The following is a 23,647-nucleotide window of genomic DNA, read 5'->3' on the forward strand; positions in this document are numbered from 1 at the left end:
TCATTCGAGTCGACTGATCGGGAGCTGTTGCACCAGATGAGCATTCTGCAATCGCGGGCGCGCACGTCCGCCGCGTCGAGCGGGCGGACCCGCGCCCTGCTCGGAATATCCCTCGGGTACTTCATGGTGTTGTTGGATATGACGGTGCTCTCGGTCGCCGAACCGGATCTGGCGGCGTCACTGCACACCTCGGTCGCCGGACTGCAGTGGGCGACCACCGGCTATACCGTCGCGTTCGCCGCGCTGCTGCTCTCCGCGGGCGCGGTCGCCGATCGCTATGGTGCGCATCGGGTATTCCGTTGTGGTACAGCAGCTTTCGGTGTGGTGTCGCTGTTGAGCGCGGCCGCGCCGAGCCTGTGGGCCTTGGTCGCGCTGCGGGTGCTGCTCGGAGTGGCCGCGGCGGCGTGTGTGCCCGCTTCGATGGCGATGATCAGCCGGCTCTACCCGGATCCGGCGCGGCGCGCCAGCGCGATCTCGACCTGGGCGGCGATCAGCGGCGCGGCGGTCGCGGCGGGGCCGATCGCGGGCGGCGCACTGGTCGGGCTGGCCGGTTGGCGTTCGATCTTCCTCGTCAATGTGCCCATCGCGATAATCGTGCTGGCGCTGAGCGCGGGCTCGGCGGTGCACTGCGCCCGTGGCGAGCGCCGGATCGACTGGCCGGCGCAGCTGATCGCGGCCGTCGCCCTCGCGCTGTGCACCGACGCGCTGATCGCGGCGGGTGCGCAGTCGTTGCGGCATGCCGCGTGGTCGCTCGGTGGCACCGTGCTCGCGACGGTTGCTTTCGTATTCTTCGAACGACGCAGTGCCGCACCGGTATTGAATCGGGAACTACTGCGCGCGGGTCGGGTGCGGGCCGGGCTGTTCGCGGGTGCGGCGGTCAACTTCGCGCTCACCGGCGCACTGTTCGTCCTGCCACTGCTGCTGCAACAGCAACGGCACCTGAGCCCGCTGCAGACCGGACTGGCATTCCTGCCGCTGACCGTTCCCTTCGCCGTGATCCCACCGCTGGCTGGCAAGGTCGTCGCCCGCGTCGGCGCGCGCCGCCCGATCCTGACCGGACTCGGCCTGCTCGCTGCGGGCGGTGCGGTGCTGGCCGTCGCGGTCTTCGCCAGCCTCGCCTACCCGGTGCTGGCGTTTGGTCTGCTGTTGTCGGGATTCGGTGTGGCCTTTGCCCTTCCGGCATTGGTCACCGCCATCGTCAACGCGGCTCCATCGGGTACCGCCGGTGCGGTCGGCGGTCTGCTGAACGCCGTCCGCCAAGTCGGTGCGACCCTCGGCGTCGCCGTCATGGGCGGGCTCGTCACGCCGGGCATCGGCTGGGCACTGCTGACCTCCGCGGCGGCCTGCGCGCTCGCCTTCGTCGTCTTCGGTTCCCACCGCGCAGTCGAATCCTGAAGGTGATTCACCCGATCCGCCGCACCTGGCAACGACCGTTGATGGTTGACCGTGTCCCGGGCCGCGGGGCATGGTTGGCCGATGAATGCCGCATCGCACAGCGATTCGACGAGGGGTGGTGGCCGGGTGGCGGGTGGACGCGAGGCAGAGGTCCGTGCGGGTGTCGAGCTGACCAATCTCGACGCACCGCTGTTCGACGGTGCGCAGGCGACGAAGCGTGACCTGATCGACTATCTCGAATTCGCCGGCGATCGGCTGGTTCGGCAGTTGCGGGACCGCCCGCTCTCGGTGGTGCGCATCCGGCCGGGGCAGGAACCGTTCATGCAGAAGAACCTGCCGAAGTACACCCCGGACTGGGTGCGGCGGGTGACCGTGTGGGCCGAGACCTCCAAACGCGAAGTGACCTACGCACTCTGCGATGATGTGCGCACGCTGCTGTGGTTCGGCAATCAGCGCGCGGTCGAATATCACCCGACGCTGCTGCTCGCCGATCACGCCCAGGGGCCGACGCATCTCATCCTGGATCTCGATCCACCAGAGGGCGGACCGTTCCAACACGTCGTACTGGCCGCCGAACTGATCAGACAGGCGCTGGCGAACGACGGACTCGCGGGCGCGGTGAAAACCAGCGGCGCCAAGGGTGTTCACGTCTTCGTACCGATCGAATCCGGTGTCCCGATCGAGGACGTCGCGGCCGCCACCCGGGCGATCGCGGCCAGGGCCGAACGCATCGACCCGGCCCTGGCCACCACCGCGTTCATCCGCGAGGACCGTGCGGGCAAGGTCTTCCTGGATTCGACGCGCGCGGGCGGCGCGACCGTGGTGGCCGCCTATAGCCCGCGCGTGCGTCCCGGTGTGCCGGTGTCGTTCCCCGTCGAATGGGCCCAGCTCGCCGATATCAGCCCGGCCGACTTCACCGTGCGAACCGCACCGAAACTCCTGGGCGAGCACGACCCGTGGACTCGGGAGATGCCCGCGCCACAGGCCTTGCCCGCCGATCTCATCGCCGAGGGCCACACCATCCCGGTGGCCCGGGTCCAGGCCATGCACGAGGGCAAGCGCCGGGCCCGGGCGCGCAGGCAGACTTAGCTTTTCAGTGCTGCTGTTCGATATCGGTGCGGAAGTGCGCGGACCCGTCGGTGATCGCGTCGACGGTGACCCGGGCCCGGTACTCGTCGCTGTCATCGGTGACCGCGCAGACCTCGGTCGCGCCGATCTCGGCGTCCAGGCCGTTGGGGCAGTTCACGTGCTTGGGCGCGTGCCCGATGTCGCCGATGAAGTCGATGGCGACCTGGGCGGCGAGCTGTGCGCTGGAGATCGAATCGGTGTCATTGTCGTTGTTGCCCCAGCTCGTCCTGGTCTGGAACCCGCTGCCGAAGATGCCGAGGATGAGTATGACGATCAGCAAGGCGCGGCCACCGCCGGAGAGCAGCAGCGGTCGGGTCGGGGATGGCGGTGGCGGTTCCGTCATCGGCGGTGCCTGTTTGTTCAGTGGTGCACCCGGGGGCATGGGAGCCGCAGCCGCGGCCTTATCGCCGAATACGCCCTTCAGATAGGCGGGCGTCAGCAGATACACATAGGTCGACACCCGCATTTCGATGCGCAGCACCGCCGCGGTGGCCTCGAAGACCGCAGCGGGCATTCGCCCAGTGATCAGGACGATCAGCCACAGGAAGAACGAGACGATGACCCAGCCGGTGCTGAACCAGTTCGACAGCACCAGAATCGGCACGGCGAGGATGATCCGGAAGAACACCGCCGCTCGATTCAACGGCGTCGGTGCCGGGAAGAGCAGGCGCACCGGATAATCCGGTGCGGTCCATGCGAAGGGCGGATAGCGGTCGACCAGCAGCATCAGGTAGCCGTACACCCGCACGGTGTAGCCGAAATACCCCCGCAGGAACTCACCGCACCAGTCCGGCAATCGGCCGAGCGCCAATGCGCCGAACCAGCCGCAGACCACCACCACGAATGCGGCGATGCTCAGCGCCCACAACACGATCAGCTGCGGGACGGCCAGCAGCAGCCGCAGCAGTACCGTCCAGCGGCGGTGTCGTTCGGGCGGGAAGACATCCAATTCGACCAATGCTTCGCCACTGGTCGGCGATCCCTGGTTGATTACCATGGCGACCCACTCACTCCCTTCGTCCAGCGTATGTCCAGAACTCGGATGAGCGAAACGAATGTAGCTCGCAGATCGCTGATCAATGAGTTAACCGGGCCAAGATCTCTATATGCGCTGGCCTTGGTTCTGAAAATGGGAATGCTAGCCAGTGGCTGAAACGGCGGTATCGGTTGATCCGGTACGGCCGGTCGGGAGGACGAAGGACAGCTCGCCGCGGCGGGCGACACCGAGTTTGCGGTAGACGCGGGTGAGGTGCTGTTCGACGGTGCTGGTGGTGATGGCGAGTTTGTCGGCGATCTCGCGATTGGCCTTGCCGCGGGCGGCCAGCTGCGCGACGCGGCGCTCGGCGGGGCTCAGTGTCGCGAGCCCACCCGGGATCGGGGTGAGTGCGGGCACGGGTTGGGTTGGTTGCGCTGCCGTTCGGTGTCTGCCGTCGAGCAGATCGCGCAGCAGCACCTCGGCGCCGCAGGCCTCGGCGATGCGCACGGCATCACGCAGCAGCGCGCGGGAGCGGTCGTGATCACCGACGGCGCGATGCGCCTTGCCGAGTTCGCCGAGGACCGTGGCCAATTCGACGTCGTCACCGCCGGTACGGGCGATGGCGGCGGACTCGCGAAGTAATCGGAAGCCCTGATAGCGATCGCTGGTGGCGGCGAGCAGCCGCAGCGAGACGCCACCGGAGCGGTGCCGATCGGCGGCGCCGAGCAGTTCCAGATGTCTGGTCGCGAACTCGCGCGCCTGCCGCTGCTCGCCGAGTGCGAGATGGGCGGCGGCAATGTCATTGCGCCACGGCACCAGCCAGGGGAAGTCCATATTCCACCGGTCCATGAGATAGCCGCAGCGGCGGAAGCTGCGCAGCGCCTCGTCGGCCCGCCCGACGGCGAGGTGGTGGTGGCCTTGCGCGTGTAGATACGGCAGGCCGAAGCGTGAGTCGAAAATCGTTCGTGGCAACGGTCTTTCCAGGTGTGCCGCGGCCTCGGCGTGGCGACCGGATAAGGTCAGCGCATGCACCGTCGCGGCGATCGGCGTGCCGCTCCACAGGCCGAGGTGTTCGGCCGGTACGTAATTGAGGGCGAGCGCCGCATCGGTGGTCGCGTCGCGAATATTGCCCTTGCGCAACATGGTTTCCGCGCGAAGACCAGCGAAGATCGACTGCCAGGTCGGCGCGCGGCGGGCCTCGGCCTCGGCCAGCAGTGATCCGCACCAGGCCGCCGCGGTATCGAGCCGATTGCTGTAGATGAGGCAGTGCACCGCCGCGACCAGGGTTTCGATGGTGGTCGAGGTGAGGCGGTGGCTGGTGAGCAGACGCTGTGCGAGCGTGGCGATTTCATCGAGCGGGTGGGTGAACAGGCCGGACAGCAGATCGGCGCCGTGCCGATGCGGCGAATGCTGATCGGTGCGCACCCGCGGCGGCCGCGCGGTAGCCGCGAACAGTCGCGGATGGCGTGGCACATGCGGGGGATAGGAGTACCGCAGCCAGGCGCGCAGGAAGTCGATCTCGGGGGCCGCCACATCGGGATCGCCGCTGTTCAGCTGGCCGAGTGCGTGATCGGCCTGCTGCACCTGTCCGTGCCAGAGCAGGTACATGATGGCGGCGGGCAATTCGCGGTGCGGCACCCGGCCCGCGCGCAGCGCCGCCTTCAACCGCGTGAACTGGCGCGAGCGGGTCGACGGATTGATCCGCCATTCGAGACAGACGAGCCGAATCGCGATCGCGGCACGTTCGCCCGCGTCGCGGGTGGCGCGGTAGGCCAACTCCAGCCGATCGACGGCGAGATCGATCTGGTCATTGGTCGTCGCGTCCTCGGCGGCGCCCAGCAGTACCTCGACCGCCCACGGGTATCCGGCGGCACCGGCCTCGACCAGGTGGTCGGCAATGGTGCACGCCGGAAAACCGTGGTGGTGCAGCAGTTGCGCGGCCCGGCTGTGCAACTGCTGCCGGACCTCCTCGGGAGTGCCGCGCAGGATCCGCTCGCCGACCTCCGGATGCTCGAAGCGTGCCCCGGCGGTTTCGGTGAGCTGCTGGACCACCGCCGCTATCGCGTCCGCATCGGCATCGAGCAGTTCGGCGACCAAGCCGACCGTGCTCGCTGCCCCGAGTACGGCCATGGCCTGACCGACCCGGGATTTGGCGAAGTCGGCCCAGTGCCCGCGATGGGATAGGGGCTCGTGCTGCGCCAGGGGTGCGCGGTGCGGTAGGACAGGCTGACGCATACTCGGAGCCCCTTCGTCGAGGTGGTGTGCCCGACTGTGGGAGCGCACCATCGAAAACGAGCAGCTCGGGTGCACTGAGGATGCGGCATCGTCGCAGCGGGAAGGGCGCGGCGACGCGCCCGCAGATCCAGCCGGTGAACTCAGCCTAATTCGCCGGCCCGATCCTGTCACGACGACGGGTGCCTACTTCGTAATATGAGTTGTTTCAATGCTTTTCGTGTCATCAACTCCCGATGAGCGCCAGTGCGTGCTGGCGGTAGGCGAGGCAGGCGGCCGAGGTGTCGTCGGCAGCCAGGAACAGCACCGTGCGTGCCCCGGCGAGTGCGCCCCTATTGCGCGCGCACAGGTACGCGTGCACCGGAGCCGCGGAATAGGGGTTGTCCACGGAGGGATCGACGCCGACGATCGACTCCGGTGTGAAGCCGAGTGCGTCGGCCAGCCGGGTACGGAAGGCGAGGGTCCAGGTGGGTGCGAGCAGGATGGTGCGTCCCTCGGCGATATCGGCGGCATCGAGCCCCTCGGCGGTGAGGCAGTCGCGCACCACAACGGCGGCCAACTCGACCGGGTCGTCATTACCGCGACGGGTGCTCATGGCCCGCCGACCGTTCGCGCCCGCCTCGCCCATCGCCACCCAGGCGGTCGGGTCTGCGGGGCCCGCGGTGTCGGTGCTGTGCAGCGGGCCGAATCCGCGTGCGGGGCCCGAGCTTCCGAGCAGGATCGCGGCACCGCTTGTGCTGTGGGGGAATCCGTCGACATGACGTTCGGTCGACGGGTGCGTGTCCCCGGCCACGAGCAGCGCGTACTCGACTTCGCCGGTGGTCAGGAAGCAGTCGGCGGCGGAGATCGCGTGCAGCAGTCCGCTCGCGCCGTTCATCAGATCGAAGGAGAAGGCGGGCACCCGGCCCGGGGCATATTCGAGGCCGATGCCGACGCGCTTCTGGATGAGCGCCGATACCGCGGGTTCGGAGATGTTCTGATCACGGAAAACCCCGGCGTTGACGAGCATTCCGACCTCGTCGGCGGCGACGCCGGCCTGTGCCAGGCAGGCGGTGGCCGCCCGGGCCGCGAGTTCGAAGTAGCTGCCGGTATCGAGATCGGCATTGATGGCGGCCGCGAGAATGGTGGTCGGCATGGTTCAGGCCTCCAGACGGGAGATGGTCGCGGCGAGGTGTCCGGAGACGATTCCGGAGGCCTCCGGAATCATCAGCACCTTGGACCCCTTGGGAATCTGCTGCTGCGCGAGATATTCGTGTAGGACGACGAAATGCGAGGTCGACGCGGTATTGCCGAATTCGTGTAGCACATTGAGCGATTGCGGCATGGCGGTGCCGAAGTGCCGTTCGGTCAGGTGTGCGATGTATTCGATGGCGGGCGCGCTGAATTGGTGGTGGATCCAGTAGTCGTATTTCTCGCCCGCCCAGTTGCGCCCGGTCTCCTCCAGGAAGGTGGCGAGTCGGCTGATGCCCTGGAGGTAGCGGCCCTCGTTCTGCATGGCGCGGTTATCGGTGTAGAGCGCGATTCCCGAGGATCGGTCGCTCGGCATGCCGATGCAGTGTTCGGCGCCCTCGGCGGAGGTCATCAGCTCGACGTAGTGGATCTCGTCGTCATCGTCGCCGCGATCGTCGAGCACCACCGCGACCGCCGCATCGCCGACGGTCAGCGCCGCGAACTGCGGATCGTACGGCTTGCTGATCTCGCGGGCCGCGGTCTCGGCGATCGGGGTGATCTGTTCGCCGCTGACCACCAGACCATTGCGCACCACACCGGCCTTGATCATCCGATCCAGCACCAGCACGCCGGTCATCATGCCCGCGCAGGCATTCGAGACATCGAAATGGCGGGCATTGGTCGTACCGATCGCCTTGCCGAGCATGACCGCGAATGACGGTGCGTAGCAGAAGATTTCCCTGCCTCGGGTACGGGTAATGGAGGCCGAGATGACGACATCGATATCGTCGGCCGCGTAATCGGAATGTGCCAGGCAGTCTTCGATGGCGCGCAGGGCCAGATCGAAGGAGGATTCATAGCCCTCGTCGCTGGAATCGTAGACCCGCCGATTCCTGATGCCGGTGATCCGCTCCAGGTCCAGGGATCTGGGGACGGTCAGTCCGGCGATGATCTCCTCGGTGGAACGGACGGTGGATGGTGTGTACGAGCCGATGGACTCGAAACGGGTGCGTAGCATTTCCCCTGCTTTCTGTGTCGCGTGTATTTCCTTGTGTTGCCAGGAGTTTCGACGGCACTGTCGGAGATTGCGTGGTTGCTACCCGGGCAACCCGACCAAAGACGCGCTCACCTCGCACAATCGCTGGCCGATCCGGTCGTCGCGGGCCAAGCGCGAAGGTTCGCGCTCGCGGGTCTTGCGGAAATAGGCTCCGGTGACCTCGGCGACGCTCGGATCCGTCGCCAGGTAGGTGAGCGCGGCGGCGCCCTCGGCCGCGGAGATGAAGAACATGCGTTTGGCCAGCGAGACCACCGGTTGTCCGAACCACGGCAGCGAATTCCAGATACCGGTCGATACCGCGCCGGGATGGAAGGCGTTGACCGTCACCCCGGTGCCGTCGAAACGGCGCGCCAGCGCACGGGCGTAGAGGACATTGGCCAGTTTGGATCGGCTGTAGGCCTTTTCGCCCGAATAGCCGGTGCGGAATCCGAGATCGTCGAAGTCGAGTGTCGCGCCGAAGTGCATTACCGAGGAGGTGAACAGAATGCGCGCCGGAGCGCTGCGGACCAGCAGATCGGTGAGCAGTTCGGTGAGCAGAAAGCCGCCGAGATGGTTGGTTGCGAAGGTCGCCTCGATACCGTCCTCGGTTTCGGTGCGGGTCTGGTGATAGCCGCCCGCGTTATTGGCCAGCACATCGATGCGGTCGTAGGCGGCCGCAATGGCCTTGGCGAGCTGGCGCACCGACGACTGCGATGCGATATCGCATTCCAATGTGTCGACCGCCCCCGCTCCCGCGGCCCGCACCAATTCCGCACTGTCGGAGAGCTTCTGCGGATTCCGGCCGACCAACACCAGCCGATCGCCTCCTGCGGCAAGCTGTTGCGCGGCCTCGAGACCGATGCCCGAGGTGGCCCCCGTAATCAGGATCGTCTTCATGTCCGATCACCCTGCCACCGTTCGAACGGCCGAATTCCGGCCGTCAACCGCCGCTGCCGGGTTGCCCAATGTATGCGAAAGTCCCTGCCGCCGTAGGCCGTTGACTGATCATGCAGATCAGCACGCGCATGCCGAATTCCGGCCAATGATGCTGTGCGCGAGTTGTAGCCGTTGCACATGACCGCCGATAGGGGGCGATAGGGGTCGGTCGTTCCAGTCGGATCGATCGGCTGAACCCGCTACCCGAATTGCCGCCGAAGCGGAGCGGAATCGCACGACAGGTGCTGGCACAAGTCGGTGCGGCGGGCAACCACCGCGGACCGCGGTCCCGCCGAGGTCGAGCCGCCCGAGCCCGCACTGTCCATGCCGGTCATTCCGTGCGGCGGCTGGCGTTCACGGCATCGGTGTAGAGCTCGGTAGTGAGCTGATCGGACGAGACTCCGAGCGCGGTGAGCACCGTGCGGAGATCGGCGAGTGCGTTGCCGAGGTCGCCCTCGGTTTCGACGAGGGTCTCCAGTTCCAGGAACGTTCCTTGGATTTCGGGAACCGTGACTACCGTCGCCAGCATCTCGCGTCCCGCAGCGGTGAACCGGTGGTTCTCGCACTGCTTGGTGAAGGAGATCTTCGGCCGATAGCCCAGTCGCCGGATGATCTGTTCCATAGCGTCCCGCTGAACCACGTCTGTCTCGTACTCGGGTTTGGACGCCGATTCTTCATCGACTGCCGCGTCTTTAAACGTCAGGAGATGGCGCAGGGCGCCCTCCTCGTTACGGATCGTCCGCAACCGGAACTCACGGCCGGTCGCGGTGAAGGACTCACTGGGGTCATCGAAATACATGTCGTGATATGAGACGACGTCGGCCTTCGCGCGCGCCGCCAACTTCTCCCGAACAGCACCAGCGTCCGTGAGACGGGCCTTGTATTCGGCTTCGATCACTGGACCTCGACTGGTCTTCTCAGGGCGGCTAGTTCCTCGATTCTTCTCCGCTTGCGGATGTCCGGGCGATCGGGGGGTACGTACCGGAGCGGGATGCACGGCTCATCCCGGCGAGGGGAATCCGTGAAATAACCTCCCATGAATACGAGTGCTGACGCCGTTCCAACAAGACCATCGCTGCTTCCGCGACTGTCAGGTTCACCTCGCGGATACTTGTGTTCATCTCGGTAACCGCCGTATCTGCCTCGGTTGCGTCGATTCCATTGGAGTTGGAGTAGGCGATAGTGATGTGTGGATTTGATTCGGAAACTTGTATCTGTGCATTTGATGCGACGGATAATGTCGCCGAACGAAGTGTGCCACGAAGATCGTGTACCGGCTGGGCTGGCGAAATATTGAATGCAATTGCGCTTCGGAAGCAGCTCAAGCGGTCAACAGTAATATCAAACGGTTCTATATCTCTGCACGCATGTGTTGCGGCGGATGAGATGGAGCTCAGTTGGTGCTGAGGAATTTTATCGTGGTAAGCAATTCGATCGAGTGTGAGATGCAAACTTTCCGACGGTGTCACGTCATAGTATGGAAAGTCGATCAATGTCTGACATTTATTTACGAGTGAGTGCAGCTCCGGTAACTCCTCGAATGTCAGGAACCAGTAGTAGCCCAGCGGACCAAGGGGTCGTCTCCAGTGATTCCGTAGGACTAGGTGTCTATCAGAGAGGTGCCTGTTCGATGTCGATCTGTCAGCAGCGCTCATCGGTATCCCTCAGACTCGCAAGCGCGTCACGAACGACACTCAGTTGTGGCGAACTTCCCCATCGGGCTGCAACATCCTGGGCGAACTCTGCGGCTCGACGTCGAACCGGGATCATCGGTTTGCCCTCCGAGATGTCGAGTGCATCGAGCATGAGTGCGGTGGCGTAGTCCAGGTCGGCTTGTTCGGAGAGAATCTGCGAGCGCGCGAGATCGATGATCACCAGGGAACGACCCCATGGAGAGTTGGATTTACTCATCTCGGGAAGAGCCCGATTTACGTATTCCTCGACTCTTATCGGCATTGCCAGCGATACATACGCGGTAGCTGCGTTCCCCGCAACCTGTGCCGCACTGTAGCATCCAAGCGAAATGCTGGAGGGAGCCCCGGCTGGTGCGTTATTTTGCTCCATCAGTGCACAGGATTCGTCTATGGCGCGCCGGACTCCGTCCGTATCTCCAAGCTTTCCGAAAGCCCTTGCTGCGCCATTTATTGTGAGGCGTACGCTTTGCGGTCCGGATTTCGCGTAGTTGAGACCGTCTTGTGCGTAGCGCAGCGCCTCATGGTATCGCCCGGCATAGTACTCGCAAAAGCTTTGTAGACCACGCGCCCACGCCTGGATATTCATGTCCTCCGCGAACCCTCCGAGCTGGAATGCCTCGAGACAGTAGGCGCGGGACAAGGGGAAGTTTCCGAGACCGGCAGTGATGAATCCGAGCAACCCTGAGGTTTGACCTGCTATTTCGAACAACTGTCGACGTTGCGATGGATGACTGCATTCGTCAATAAGTTCGTCTATCCATGCTCGTTGCTTTACGAGTCCGCCAACAATGCTGGAGCTGTCGATTGTCTCATATTGCTCGATGGTGAGGTGCGTACTGTTCGTAAGGTGCTCGACAATTGCGGGGTCGATCGACCTGTTCAATTTTTGGATACGCCCCAGTACATCGATCAGTTCTTCAGTGGTTCCTTGGGCGTAGTGCGCCGGTGAGCGAACTTCCGCCGGTGCGGTGCCGTCGGCGGTGGCTGCGATCGTTCCGCGCAGGGGGTGATCTGGATTCGCCGCGTTCCGTGCGGTCTGTTGGTCTGTCTTTGCTTGGGCACGAAGGGCGGTGAGTGTGCCTCTTGCATCGAGTGCGGCGTCGATGGCGGCTACCAGTTCCTGCGACGGGAGGTTAGCGTCCTCCCACTCGGCCATCGAGACGTACTGTCGCGAGTAGCCGATCTTGTTGGCCAACACGCGCTGACTGAGACCCGCGTCGAGCCTGAGCCGTTTGATTTCGCGCGCCAACCGATCGGCAACAGTCGTTGGTTGCCGATCGGGTTCGATGCCCGAGTCGTTCATCTGCGACGCCCCCTGCACATGCGCTCATTCTTACCTATCGCAGAGGTATGGCAACCGGACTTTCCTACGACTTGCCATCTTCCGGGATCCAGGGCTGCGGCGGTTCCCTCGAAGTGGGCAAACGCGAAACCTGCCCCGAAGCGAGGGGAGACCGAGGCTATGTCAACGACCACGCGTCGCGGCGTTCGGCTGTTGGACGCGGCGCAACGAGCGAAAATGCGACCGGAACTGCTGGAGGTGATCAAGTACCGGAAGTCCGGGCTGAGCTTGAACTGGATAGTTGGGTGTCCGCTGGAATGCGGGTACTGCGACCACCAGTTCCGGACTCTCACAGAACATCACGTCGAGGCGGTCTTGCGTGAACTGGCGCTGCCGTCGCTGCCACTGGCTGCCGATGGACACGAGACGGCACTTGCCCTCGCCCTCGACTTCGTCACCGAAAAACTAGGCGACGCGACATCCGACCAGGCGTTGAGGACCAGTGACCAGACCGGGCATCAACGCTTTCGAATCAGCCACGACATCGACCCAAGGTGCACAACGATGACGGATGTAGAAGTACCAGAACCAAATACAGCACCATCTGGTCGCGGCGGAGATGGTCGGCCGAAAGCTGTCGGCTTCGTACGCAGCGATGTGTCGGGGTCACATGCACCACGCCACGCCCTCGCGGTCGTTCGGCACGCCCGCGCGCTGGGCTACCAGCATGTCTACACCGTGCGGCCCCCGCAGGACATTCCCGACCCCATTGGGTACGCCCTCGATATCGCGGCCGGGCTCGATGTGGTGACGATCGTGGCTTACGACCTTGCCCATGTCGACAACCAACCGGCGCGGATATGTGACGACTTCGATCTCGAAACGGTGTGTCCGGCGACCACGTGGGCGCGGGCCGCGAAGTCGGTATCGGCCGAGGCTGGGGCGGCGTAATGCGCGAGAACATCATCGTGACACCGCCAGAGGTGTGCGGTTGTGCCGATATCGAATTGGCGCACGAGCAGATGCGCGAGCACCGTGACTGCCGGGTGAATCGCTGTGTATGGAAAGCGGCGGCGTACTACACGCTGGTCGATGCTGGCCGACTCGCGCCACCTACTCTGAGCCCCCGCGAACGCGCCGCCGCGAGAGGTATCGAGTACCCGGCATCGGCACAGATCGGCGCACCGCCACCCGGCGGCCCCACGATTGGGACGCTACGTGAGGTATTGGACAAGCTGGCTGAGTTGGTGTCACGGGCGCACAACCACGACGATGCGCATACCTGCTAGGGGACAGGGCGGCCGGATGGACGAATATCGCACCGAGGTGGACGGTTGGCTCGCCGAGTGGCGGATCGAACACCTCGGTATTCGAATGATGCTGGTATGCAACGGGTCCGACTCGAAACCTTCGGTCTCGTTCAGTCCGGCTACCGCTCCCGACCTGGCGCAGATGCGCGAGCGGTTCCCTGAGCTGTCGCGGCTTTGGGACGCAATTCGACATGAGTATTGGGCGGAAGTATTGCGCCCTCAGGCTCGGCAGGTGATCTAATCGTCTGCTTTGTCGAGGCTGGTGCAGGCGGTGATGATCGCGTCGTAGATTCGGTCCAGGTCGGCGTCCGTTGTCCGCCAGTTGCTGAAGGCGGCGCGCAAAGCGGGTATTCCGTTGTAAATGGTTGGTGTGAGGAAGGTTTCGCCGCTTTCCGTGATTGCCTGCGTAAGCGCTTGCACGCGCTCGGTGGTGGGGCGGTCGGTGAGGGTGAAGCAGACGACGTTGAGGCGGACGGGTGCGAGGAGTTGTAGGAGGCCGCTGGTGGTGAGGCGTTCGCCGAGTTGTCGGGCGGCGGCGATGTTGCGTTGGACGATGTCTCGATGGCCTGCTCTGCCGTAGGCGGTCAGGGTGAACCAGGCTGTCAGTGCTCGCAGGCGGCGTGAACTCTCCGGGACCAGATGTACGAAATCTGGAGTGCCGGTGGGTGTTCCGAGGTAGGCGGCGGTGTTCTGGAAGACCTGGACCTGTAGGTCACGGCGTCGGGTGAATTGGATTGCCGCGTCGTAGGGGACATTCAACCATTTGTGCAGGTCGACGCAGACCGAATCGGCTGCCGTCAGCCCGTCGACCAAATGCGCGTATTCGGGCGCGAGTGCGGCGTAGGCGCCGAAGGCGCCATCGACGTGCAGCCAGAAGGGGTAGCGCTGCTTCAGTTCTGCGATCGCCCGCAGATCGTCGAAATCCACCGTATTCACGGTGCCCGCATTGGCCACCACGATCGATGCGTGGCCGTCGAGTGCGTCCAGTGCGGCAGTGAGCCGCTCGATATCAATGGCCTCGCGGCCCGATTGCGTTGGTATCAGTTGCAATTGGTCGCGGCCGATGCCGAGCATGGCGAGTCCCTTGTAGATGCTCGCATGTGGCGCACCGGATAGAACGTGTATCGGCCCGAGCGCGCCGACACCGGCCTGCGCGACCGAAATGCCCATGCGTTCGCCCAACCACTCACGGGCCGTCGCCAATCCGACGAAATTCGACATGGTGGCACCGGAGACGAAGGCGCCCGTGTGCTCGGTCAGCCCGAACAGCTGACCCAGCCAACCCACGGTCTCCCGTTCGAGTGCCGACGCTCCCGAATCGACGGTGGTGAAGCTGTTCTGGTCGAACACGCTGGTCAGCCAGTCACCGGCGATCGACGCGGGAGTCGTTCCGCCGGTGACGAATCCGAGATACCGCGGCCCCGCGCTGCCCGAGAGCCGCGACTCCCACCGCTGCTGGAACTCCCGCAGTGCGCCCCGCAGGCCGACTCCGACCTCCGGAGCCGCGCTGCCCGCACCGTTCGCAGTGCTGGGCCGTGCCACTGGCCGGTCGTTCAGCCCCGTCAACACCTGTGCCGCCGCATGACGCGTCTCATCCAGCAGTGCGGGCAGGTCGGCGAGGTCATCGGCGAGTATCGGATCCATTCACCGACCCTAGAGACGGTGGCCCGCCGCTGTCGTGAGCCAGTTCGAATGAACTGGACTCATGACTGACGGTCGATCTGGCGGGCACAGCCGTCGAGATGGTGAGCAACCGGGGCGCGGGCGTCATCCAGCATTTGTGCGAGCAGGTCATGGCCGATCCGCCCGATCTCCGCGGCCCGGACCACCGCCGCCGCGTCCATACCGGCTCATCGCGGGCACGTCCTCCACCAGGCGATTCACCACCAACCGACCATCGGGTTTTGTGTGTCACAGCACGCGGTCGTCCGTTTTGCTCTAGCGTTGGCACGATTGCTGCCGAGAGGGGTCCATGATGCGTACGGGGATGCTGGAGCTGGGGCAGTTGCGCGGGCTCGTCGAGGCGGGGGAGATCGACACGGTGCTGGTCGCGATGACCGATATGCAGGGGCGATTGCAGGGAAAGCGTTGTGCGGCAAGGTTTTTCCTGGACGAGGTGGTCGGCCACGCGACGGAGGCATGCAACTATCTGCTCGCCGTCGATGTCGATATGACAACGGTCGACGGCTATGCGATCTCGTCATGGGGCACCGGATACGGCGACTTCGTCTTGCGCCCGGATCTGAGTACCCTGCGGCTGGTGCCGTGGCAGCCGGGTACCGCGCTCGTGCTCTGCGATGTCGAGCAGGTGGAACCGGCGAACAAGCCGGTCACGGTATCGCCGCGGCAGATATTGCGGGCGCAGTTGGACCGACTGGCCGAGCACGGGCTGCGGGCCTATGTCGGCACCGAACTCGAGTTCCTGGTCTTCGAGGACAGCTACGAGGACGCGTGGAACTCCGGCTATCGTGACCTGCGGCCCGCGAACCAGTACAACGTCGACTATTCGATGTTGGGGACCGCGCGCGTAGAGCCTTTGCTGCGTCGCATTCGCAATGAAATGGCGGGTGCGGGCATGTATGTCGAGTCGGCCAAGGGCGAATGCAATCCCGGGCAGCACGAGATCGCGTTCCGCTATGACGAGGCGCTGGTGACCTGTGACAACCACAGCATCTATAAGAACGGTGCCAAGGAGATCGCCGCCCAGGGCGGGCGCAGTCTCAGCTTCATGGCGAAATACAATGAGCGCGAAGGCAATTCGTGTCATATCCATTTGAGTCTGCGTGCGGATTCGGGGGCGGCGGTCTTCGCGGGTGACGGTCCGCACGGAACCTCTTCGCTCATGCGCCATTTCCTCGCGGGACAGCTGGATTGCCTGCGTGAGTTCACCTACCTGCTCGCGCCGAATATCAACTCCTATAAGCGCTTCGTATCAGGCAGTTTCGCGCCCACCGCGTTGGCCTGGGGACGCGATAACCGAACCTGTGCGCTGCGGGTGGTCGGTGAGGGACAGTCGCTGCGGATGGAGAACCGGATTCCGGGCGGTGATGTGAATCCGTATCTGGCGGTCGCCGCCACCATTGCGGCCGGTTTGCACGGGATCGAGCACAGGCTTGCGCTGGAACCGGAGTTCCATGGCAACGCCTACCTGTCCCAGCGTCCGCGGGTGCCGCGTACCCTGCGGGAAGCGGCGCAATTGTTCGGCGAGAGCAAGGTGGCACGAACAGCGTTCGGCGACGATGTGGTGGACCATTATCGGAATGCGGCACAGGTCGAGCTGGACGCCTTCGACGCCGCGGTCACCGATTGGGAGCGAATCCGTGGTTTCGAACGGCTCTGAGAAGATCCGTCCGGTCATCGGGCTGCCGACCTACGTGGAACAGGCTCGGTTCGGCACCTGGGATGTGGAGAGCGCGGTGCTCGCGCACAGTTATGTGCGGATGGTGGAGCACGCGGGCGGTATTCCGGTGCTGCTGCCACCCGCCGGAGTGGCACGCCCCGAGCTGGTAGAACGGCTCGACGGATTGGTGCTGACCGGCGGTGCCGACGTCGATCCTGCGCGCTATGGCGCGCCACCGGATGCCGCGCTCGGCCCGCTCAAAGCCGACCGTGACGAATCCGAATTCCGGCTGCTCGCGCTGGCGCGTGCGGCCGGTCTGCCGATCCTCGCGATCTGCCGCGGTCTGCAATTGGTCAATGTCGCATTCGGCGGCACCTTGGTCCAGCACCTGCCGGATCTGCTCGGCAACGACGACCATTCCGGTACGCCCGGCGGTTTCCACACCACCAAGGTGTCGACCGTGCCGGGCAGCCGGGTCGCCGCCATTGCCGGACCGGATGTGCAGGCGAGCTGTCACCATCACCAGGCCGTCGCCATCCTGGCCGAGGGCCTGGTCGCAGCCGCGCACGCGCCGGACGGCACCATCGAGGCGGCGGAGACGACGGACGGTTCGTTCCTGGTGGGCGTGCAGTGGCATCCGGAGGCGGACGGCACCGATACCCGCCTGATGCGGGCGCTGGTCGAGGCGGCGGCAAGCTATCGAAGGGAGCGGAATTCATGACGACAACGCAGGTGGTCAATCCGGCGACCGAGCAGGTCGTCACGACGCTCGAACTCGTCGGCGCGGACGAGACCGATGCGGCCATCGAGCGCGCGCAGCGGGCCGCGGTCGGCTGGCGCGAGATCGCGCCGGGTGATCGGGCCCGGTTGCTGCGCCGATTCGCCGAGGCCGTCGACGCGAATCTCGAGCAGCTGGCCCAGTTGGAGGTCGTCAACGCCGGGCACACCATCGGGAATGCGCGCTGGGAGGCGGGCAATGTCCGCGATGTGCTGCATTTCGCCGCCGGAATCCCGGAACGGCTGCTGGGCAACCAGATTCCGGTCGCGGGCGGGGTCGATATCACCTTCCACGAACCACTCGGCGTGGTCGGGGTGATCGTGCCGTGGAACTTCCCGATGCCGATCGCGGCATGGGGCTTCGGACCCGCTCTTGCCGCCGGAAATACCGTCGTGCTCAAGCCCGCCGAACTGACTCCGCTCACCGCTGTCCGACTGGGCGAGCTCGCGCTACAAGCCGGTCTGCCGGAAGGCGTTTTCCAAGTTCTGCCGGGCAAGGGGTCGGTGGTCGGGCAGCGGTTCGTGACCCATCCCGCCGTGCGCAAGGTGGTGTTCACCGGGTCCACCGAGGTGGGCAAGGAGATCATGGCCGGATGCGCGCGCCAGGTGAAGCGCGTCACCCTCGAACTGGGCGGTAAGAGCGCGAATATCGTATTCGCCGATGCCGATCTGGAGCGTGCGGCGGCGACCGCGCCCTATGGTGTGTTCGACAATGCCGGACAGGATTGCTGTGCACGATCACGAATCCTGGTGCAGCGCAGCGTCTTCGACCGATTCCTGGAATTGCTGGAACCGGCGGTGCGCGGAGTGCGGGTCGGCGATCCGGCAGACGAGGCCACCGAAATGGGCCCATTGATCTCGGCGTCGCACCGTGCCAGGGTCGCCTCGTTCATCGAACCGTCGACCAAGGTCGCGTTCACCGGTAGCCAACCTGATGGGCCCGGATTCTGGTATCCGCCAACGGTTGTGCTGCCCGATGCGCCCTCGGATCGCCTGCTCACCGAGGAGGTGTTCGGTCCGGTTGTCGCGGTTGTCGCGTTCGAGGACGAGGCCGATGCGATCCGTATCGCCAATGGCACCGAATACGGCCTGTCCGGATCCATCTGGACCAATGACGTGGGCCGGGCACTGCGGGTGTCCCGCGGCGTGGAGGCCGGGAACCTGTCGGTGAATTCGCATTCCTCGGTGCGGTATTGGACGCCGTTCGGCGGATTCAAACAGTCCGGCCTCGGGCGCGAACTCGGACCCGATGCGGCACTTGCCTTCACTGAGACCAAGAACGTCTTCATCGCCACCTAATTAAGGAGATGTGTTGCAGCGCTTACAGGATCGAGTCGCGGTGGTCACCGGTGGCGGGAGCGGTATCGGCCTCGCCACGGTGCGCCGGTTCGCCGCCGAAGGTGCCAAGGTGGTTGTCGCCGATATCGACACCGCCGCGGGACATGCCGCGGCCACCGAGGTAGGCGGCTTGTTCGTGAAGGTCGACGTCACCGACGAGGCCCAGGTGCGGGACCTGTTCCAGACCGCCGTCGACACCTATGGCGGACTCGATATCGCCTTCAATAATGCGGGAATCTCACCGCCGGAAGACGATTCGATCCTCACCACCGGTATCGAGGCCTGGCGTCGGGTGCAGGAGGTCAATCTGACCTCGGTGTATCTGTGCAGCAAGTACGCCATCGAGCACATGCTCGAGCGTGGGAAGGGCTCGGTGATCAATACCGCGTCCTTCGTCGCCGTCATGGGAGCCGCGACCTCGCAGATCTCCTACACCGCGTCCAAGGGTGGCGTGCTCTCGATGAGCCGGGAACTCGGAGTGCAGTTCGCCCGCAACGGAATTCGGGTCAACGCGCTGTGCCCCGGACCGGTGAATACCCCGCTGCTGCAGGAGTTGTTCGCCAAGGATCCCGAACGCGCCGCGCGCCGCCTGGTGCACATCCCCGTCGGCCGCTTCGCCGAGCCGGAGGAAATCGCCGCAGCCGTGGCATTTCTGGCCAGCGACGACTCCTCGTTCATCACCGCATCGCAGTTCCTGGTGGACGGCGGCATCTCCGGCGCGTATGTCACGCCATTGTGAAGGTACGGTTGACTCGGGCGGACTCCTGAGCAGTAAGCCAGGATTCGCCATTGGTCGCCGATCAGAAGGAGGCTCGTGAGATGAGTACGGAAGATGGGCGATCGCCCGGGCTGTTCAGTCACGACGCCCTGTCGACGGAGCCTTCGGTACAAGCCGAGACCGTCGGCGCGGATTTCCGTCCCGTGTTCAGCCGCTCCGACGGCAGTGCGCCCGGGGCGTATCCGCAGCCGGAGCAAGGGAACTGAGGACGCGTAGCGCCCGATCCATGACGGCGCTACGCTCACAGCGATAGTCGGAGCATGGGTAGCGCCCGGGGCGCTACCCTGCACTCATGGTCGACGACGGGCAGATCCCGAACGCACAACTATCGGGTACCGCCCGGGTGGAAGCTTTCAGCGACGGCGTAATGGCCATCGCAATCACCCTGCTGATCCTGGAAATTCGGGTACCCGAGCACGAGCCGGGCCATCTGCTCGAAGCACTCGGCCACATCTGGCCGTCCTACGTGGCCTACCTGGCTTCATTCCTGACCATCGGCATCATCTGGTTGAACCATCACTCGTTCTTCGGCCGCCTGCGCCACCTCGACCACATAATCCGCTGGTGGAATCTGATGCTGCTGCTCGGCGTCTCTGTATTACCGTTCCCCACCGGTCTTCTCGCCGAATACGTGGTGCACGGCGAACAACGCGACGCCGCCGCGGCCGCCGCCGTCTACGGCATCGCCGGTGTCATCATGACCGTCCCCTGGGCGCCCATGTGGTGGCGCCTGGTCCACCGCCCCGAACTCTTCGAACCCGGCTTCGACGCCGCCTTCGCCCGCCGCGAAGCCACCCGCGCCTACCCGGGCATCCTCATCTACGCCGTCTGCATAGCGATCGGTCTTTTCTGGCCCGTAGTGGCGCTGATCCTCTACCTGCTCGTGGCAATTTTCTACGCCATCACCAGCCAGGGCTGGTCGAAGCAGTCGGCCGACGATTCCGATTAGGTTCGTAGATGCGCATCGACCACGAATATGAAGGATTCCGTGCCCCTGCACGAGGGGGCCTCCGAATGAACACATCGGTAGGAGCGTGCTTCGACGGAATCCGTTGGCAAAGAGCCGATTATGATGTGCAGGACGGCTGATCGGCTGGTCGGCGATGGTCACTGATGTCCGGGTGTGGTGTCTGCGGCACGCGGAATCGGAGAACGTCACCGCCGGTATCGCCGGAGTTGTGCCCCGGGCACCGCTGACCGAGCGTGGTCATTGCCAAGCGGCTGAAGCGGCCCGTGGTTTGGACGGTGAGCCGATCGTGCGGATCTATTCCAGTACGGCACTTCGTGCGCGGCAGACCGCCGCTGCTCTCGCATCGCGTGGGTGCGGCGTCGTTTCGGTAGATGACCTGGCTGAGGTCGGTATCGGCGCGGATGAGGGGGCCACGGATCCGGCGGTGCGAGAGCGGACCGCGGACGTCTTGCGCGCATGGGTTGTCGCGGGCGACCTCGAGCAGCGGGTCGCGGATGGTGAGTCGGGGCGAGAGGTGGTCGCCCGTATGTCAGCTGTCTTCCGGCAGCTCGCCGCTGCTCACCCCGGCGAGACCGTCGCCGTCGTCGGCCATGTGGCCAGCCTGACCGTTGCATTGGCGCACCTGTGCGGTCTCGGCTCACGAGTCTGGGGAAGGCCGCTGCCACATGCCGAGCCGTTTCTCGTGGAATGGGATGGCAGTTCCTGGCGCTGCTCAGCGTGGCCGATGTCCGTGCCGGTTGAGGCCGAGGACGGTGACGGTCTGGGTGATCGCGGCGCCGGTGACTGGTAGGCCTCTGCAGTGTCGAGGCTTGCAACGCCGAAGGCTGTTCCGGTCTGACAGCTGAACCGACTAATTGCACTGGAGTCGTGCCGACCTCTGCCCGCGGTATGCAGTCGCCTCGGACGGGCACGAAGTCGAGCGTCGTCATGTCGCTGTGCGATTTCACCAGGGATCTAAGGGCCGCGTGCAGAGGCTCGCTGTATATCGGGGGCCTCCTGGATTTCCGGCCAGGGCCGCGAACGAGACACCAGCACGAATGCGTAACCGTCCGAAACTCGGGGCCTAGCGGTCGAAGGTGTTGGGTACGAACGGCACACGATTGTGACGCGTGTAACACCGGGCTGGACGCGGCCGACTACCACTGCGTCGCCGCTCGGAGGGCGGCTTCGATGCGTTGGGGGTCAGCATGGGGATCGGCTGGGCCCGGATCTTTCTGTGACTGTGTGTGCCGAACCACCCGAAGGATGAGTGTTGTGACGTCTCCGATCCTGGCCAAGGGCCAGAATGTGCCGCTTCCGGATGATGTGATCCGTATCGACGTAGTGCTCGGGTGGTCCGAGTCGGAGATCGAGGTCGACGCATCCGCGCTGTTGTTGCGGGCCGATGGAAAGGTCGGCTCGGATGGCGATTTCGTCTTCTACAACCAGCCTGAGTCACCGGACGGTTCGGTGCGGTTCCTGGGTACGAGCGCAACCGAAGAGGGCGCACAGGCCAGGATCGCGATCGACTTGTCGGCGGTACCTGAGCACGTCCACACGGTGGCACTCGTCGGCAGCGTTGGTATCGGGACCTTCGGGGACCTCGGCAAATTGGCGCTGCGAGTTGTCGATGCGGCGGGGCATTCGCTGGCGGAGTACACCACGGCCGATGCGACTACGGAATCGGCGTTCGTCTTCGGTGAGGTGTATCGCCGCGGCGATGTCTGGAAGGTTCGTGCGATCGGGCAGGGCTGGGATTCCGGTCTGGCGGGTCTGGCAACGGATTTCGGTGTCGACGTCGACGACGGTGCCGACCCCGAAGCGTCCGATTCGCCGGTTGATGCCGAACCGGCGAGTGAAGCACCGGCCGAACCGGGTTCCGTCGCCGCACCGGATCAAACGTCGGAGCAGCCTAGTGGATCGGATGTGCCAAAGCCCGTGCGGAACCGGGGCGTGCGCACGGCCAAGCGAACCTTGAAGAAAGCCAAGCCGATCGAGTTCAAACTCGCCGAACTCGACGGCTGGCAACCGGCACGGCTGTTTTCGGTGGTAGTTGGCGCAGGGGAGGAGCAGGAACGGCGCGCGACCTCGGCCCTCATCGCGACGATGCAGGCTGTGCGGCCCTTCGCGCGGGCAGTGTGTGCGCGGATGGGAGCTCCGGCAGGCACTTTCGAGGGATATGTCGAGGTGCAGTACGAACTGGGTGAATCGAAAGTCGTTCCGGACGCGGTCCTCAAGATGTCGCGGGGCAGCAGGGTCTGGACCGGTCTGCTCGAGGTCAAGACCGGCACCGGCAAGCTCCGGCGTGATCAGCTCGAAAACTATCTCGATGTGGCGCGCAAGAAGAAGTACGACGTGGTTGTCAGCCTGTCGAACGACATCCCTGCTGGTCCAGGCGAACTTCCCGTCGAGGTCGACCGTCGCAAGCTCACCAAGGTTGCCCTGCGGCATCTGTCCTGGGCCGAGGTAGCGCACGAGGCGCGAATGTTGCTCTCGCACGGTGGTATCGACAACGATCTGCAGGCCTGGATCCTGAGTGAGTTCGTGCGCTACCTCGACCACCCCAGGTCCGGTGTCACGGAGTTCGTCGATATGGGGCGACATTGGGTTGCCATTCGTGATGCGGTGACTGCCGGTATCTTGCGCGCAGGCGACCAGAAGGCCCTGACCGTCGCCGATAAATGGGCGTCGTTGTCCCGGCACCTCGCGCTGCGTCTGACGGCCGAACTCGGCGTGACGGTCAAGCACATCCTGCCTCGTCGGCACCATTCCGATCCCGCCGCCCGCAGCGCCGCATTCGTCGAGCGGCTTGCGGCCGACGGAACGTTCGAGGCCGTGTTGCGGATTCCCGATACCGCGGGCGATCTGGTCGTGGTCGCTGACCTGCGCACCAACAGAATTCGCTGCCGCACTACCCTCGACGCGCCGAACGAGGGAACAGCGGGTCGTCGGCTGTCCTGGTTGCTCAGACAACTCGCGGACGCACCGGGCGACGTCCAGGTCGAGGCGGTGTTCTCGGAGCGCGGCAACGAAGCATGCGAACACCTCGACCGCGTGCGCGCAGATCCAAAAGTGCTGACGGCGGGCCGCACCGGCGCGATCGTGTCCTTCTCCCTGGAACGTGCGTTCCCGATGGGCAATCGTCGGTCCGGTACCGCGGCAAGCTTCATCGCCAGTGTGACCACGGCGACCGACGCGTTCTACGGATCGGTGGTGCAGCCACTGCGCGGATGGGTCCCAGCCGCCCCGAAACAACCCGAACCGGCGACCTCCGACGGTGTGCTCTCCGTCGACGCATGACATCGC

At 64.8% G+C, this 23,647-nt stretch carries 22 protein-coding genes; 12 read left to right on the plus strand and 10 right to left on the minus strand.

What is annotated here, in order from left to right:
* Window positions 1-36: 36 nt before the first annotated feature.
* Entirely contained in the window at window positions 37-1,395 is a 1,359-nt protein-coding gene (locus tag ACQP2D_RS09810; protein WP_433683400.1) for an MFS transporter, read from the plus strand.
* Window positions 1,396-1,476: 81 nt separating this feature from the next.
* Window positions 1,477-2,484: a DNA polymerase domain-containing protein gene (locus ACQP2D_RS09815; RefSeq protein ID WP_433683401.1), complete on the plus strand. Its 1,008-nt coding sequence runs from the start codon at window positions 1,477-1,479 to the stop codon at window positions 2,482-2,484.
* A 4-nt stretch (window positions 2,485-2,488) separates the two neighbouring features.
* Here ACQP2D_RS09815 and ACQP2D_RS09820 read toward each other — a convergent pair whose 3' ends face one another.
* The 8 genes from ACQP2D_RS09820 to ACQP2D_RS09855 form a co-directional block, all read right to left on the minus strand.
* A complete protein-coding gene (locus ACQP2D_RS09820) occupies window positions 2,489-3,520 on the minus strand; it encodes a DUF4389 domain-containing protein (RefSeq protein ID WP_433683402.1) in 1,032 nt (343 codons plus the stop codon).
* A 141-nt stretch (window positions 3,521-3,661) separates the two neighbouring features.
* Complete coding sequence (locus ACQP2D_RS09825) at window positions 3,662-5,734, minus strand: LuxR C-terminal-related transcriptional regulator (protein ID WP_433683403.1); 2,073 nt, start codon at window positions 5,732-5,734, stop codon at window positions 3,662-3,664.
* A 223-nt stretch (window positions 5,735-5,957) separates the two neighbouring features.
* The gene (locus ACQP2D_RS09830) at window positions 5,958-6,866 is read right to left on the minus strand and encodes a hypothetical protein (RefSeq protein ID WP_433683404.1); all 909 of its coding nucleotides are present in this window, start codon (window positions 6,864-6,866) and stop codon (window positions 5,958-5,960) included.
* Window positions 6,867-6,869: 3 nt separating this feature from the next.
* Complete coding sequence (locus ACQP2D_RS09835) at window positions 6,870-7,919, minus strand: 3-oxoacyl-ACP synthase III family protein (protein ID WP_433683405.1); 1,050 nt, start codon at window positions 7,917-7,919, stop codon at window positions 6,870-6,872.
* A gap of 78 nt (window positions 7,920-7,997) precedes the next feature.
* On the minus strand, window positions 7,998-8,834 hold the full coding sequence (locus ACQP2D_RS09840) for an SDR family oxidoreductase (protein WP_433683406.1): 837 nt from the start codon (window positions 8,832-8,834) through the stop codon (window positions 7,998-8,000).
* Between the two features lie 370 nt (window positions 8,835-9,204).
* Window positions 9,205-9,771 (minus strand): class IV adenylate cyclase, encoded by a 567-nt coding sequence (cyaB, locus tag ACQP2D_RS09845; RefSeq protein ID WP_433683407.1) that lies wholly within the window; start codon window positions 9,769-9,771, stop codon window positions 9,205-9,207.
* A 28-nt stretch (window positions 9,772-9,799) separates the two neighbouring features.
* Window positions 9,800-10,528: a 2'-5' RNA ligase family protein gene (locus tag ACQP2D_RS09850; protein WP_433683408.1), complete on the minus strand. Its 729-nt coding sequence runs from the start codon at window positions 10,526-10,528 to the stop codon at window positions 9,800-9,802.
* A complete protein-coding gene (locus ACQP2D_RS09855) occupies window positions 10,515-11,870 on the minus strand; it encodes a helix-turn-helix transcriptional regulator (protein WP_433683409.1) in 1,356 nt (451 codons plus the stop codon). Before ACQP2D_RS09855 ends, ACQP2D_RS09850 begins: the two co-directional genes overlap by 14 nt.
* 636 nt (window positions 11,871-12,506) lie before the next feature.
* On the opposite strand from ACQP2D_RS09855, the gene ACQP2D_RS09860 reads away from it, so the two are divergent.
* Complete coding sequence (locus ACQP2D_RS09860) at window positions 12,507-12,800, plus strand: hypothetical protein (RefSeq protein WP_433683410.1); 294 nt, start codon at window positions 12,507-12,509, stop codon at window positions 12,798-12,800.
* The gene (locus tag ACQP2D_RS09865) at window positions 12,800-13,138 is read left to right on the plus strand and encodes a hypothetical protein (protein ID WP_433683411.1); all 339 of its coding nucleotides are present in this window, start codon (window positions 12,800-12,802) and stop codon (window positions 13,136-13,138) included. Before ACQP2D_RS09860 ends, ACQP2D_RS09865 begins: the two co-directional genes overlap by 1 nt.
* A 258-nt stretch (window positions 13,139-13,396) precedes the next feature.
* On the opposite strand, the gene ACQP2D_RS09870 is transcribed toward ACQP2D_RS09865, so the two are convergent.
* Window positions 13,397-14,803, minus strand: coding sequence for a pyridoxal phosphate-dependent decarboxylase family protein (locus tag ACQP2D_RS09870; RefSeq protein WP_433683412.1), 1,407 nt, complete (start codon window positions 14,801-14,803; stop codon window positions 13,397-13,399).
* A gap of 59 nt (window positions 14,804-14,862) precedes the next feature.
* Window positions 14,863-15,003: a hypothetical protein gene (locus ACQP2D_RS09875; protein ID WP_433683413.1), complete on the minus strand. Its 141-nt coding sequence runs from the start codon at window positions 15,001-15,003 to the stop codon at window positions 14,863-14,865.
* A 131-nt stretch (window positions 15,004-15,134) separates the two neighbouring features.
* Here ACQP2D_RS09875 and ACQP2D_RS09880 point away from each other — a divergent pair, with 131 nt between their 5' ends.
* The 8 genes from ACQP2D_RS09880 to ACQP2D_RS09915 all read left to right on the plus strand — a co-directional run bounded on the left by ACQP2D_RS09880 (window position 15,135) and on the right by ACQP2D_RS09915 (window position 23,641).
* The gene (locus ACQP2D_RS09880; RefSeq protein WP_433683414.1) at window positions 15,135-16,499 is read left to right on the plus strand and encodes a glutamine synthetase family protein; all 1,365 of its coding nucleotides are present in this window, start codon (window positions 15,135-15,137) and stop codon (window positions 16,497-16,499) included.
* On the plus strand, window positions 16,480-17,220 hold the full coding sequence (locus ACQP2D_RS09885; protein WP_433683415.1) for a gamma-glutamyl-gamma-aminobutyrate hydrolase family protein: 741 nt from the start codon (window positions 16,480-16,482) through the stop codon (window positions 17,218-17,220). Before ACQP2D_RS09880 ends, ACQP2D_RS09885 begins: the two co-directional genes overlap by 20 nt.
* Window positions 17,217-18,575: an aldehyde dehydrogenase family protein gene (locus ACQP2D_RS09890; protein WP_433683416.1), complete on the plus strand. Its 1,359-nt coding sequence runs from the start codon at window positions 17,217-17,219 to the stop codon at window positions 18,573-18,575. Before ACQP2D_RS09885 ends, ACQP2D_RS09890 begins: the two co-directional genes overlap by 4 nt.
* Before the next feature lie 10 nt (window positions 18,576-18,585).
* Complete coding sequence (locus ACQP2D_RS09895) at window positions 18,586-19,353, plus strand: 3-oxoacyl-ACP reductase (protein WP_433683417.1); 768 nt, start codon at window positions 18,586-18,588, stop codon at window positions 19,351-19,353.
* A gap of 80 nt (window positions 19,354-19,433) precedes the next feature.
* The gene (locus ACQP2D_RS09900; protein ID WP_433683418.1) at window positions 19,434-19,598 is read left to right on the plus strand and encodes a hypothetical protein; all 165 of its coding nucleotides are present in this window, start codon (window positions 19,434-19,436) and stop codon (window positions 19,596-19,598) included.
* 86 nt (window positions 19,599-19,684) lie between these two features.
* A complete protein-coding gene (locus ACQP2D_RS09905; protein ID WP_433683419.1) occupies window positions 19,685-20,341 on the plus strand; it encodes a TMEM175 family protein in 657 nt (218 codons plus the stop codon).
* Window positions 20,342-20,495: 154 nt separating this feature from the next.
* The gene (locus ACQP2D_RS09910) at window positions 20,496-21,152 is read left to right on the plus strand and encodes a histidine phosphatase family protein (protein WP_433683420.1); all 657 of its coding nucleotides are present in this window, start codon (window positions 20,496-20,498) and stop codon (window positions 21,150-21,152) included.
* Between the two features lie 464 nt (window positions 21,153-21,616).
* Window positions 21,617-23,641: a TerD family protein gene (locus tag ACQP2D_RS09915; RefSeq protein WP_433683421.1), complete on the plus strand. Its 2,025-nt coding sequence runs from the start codon at window positions 21,617-21,619 to the stop codon at window positions 23,639-23,641.
* Window positions 23,642-23,647 lie beyond the last annotated feature (6 nt).

This window comes from Nocardia sp. CA-119907 (genome assembly GCF_050955995.1).
Lineage (GTDB): Bacteria > Actinomycetota > Actinomycetes > Mycobacteriales > Mycobacteriaceae > Nocardia.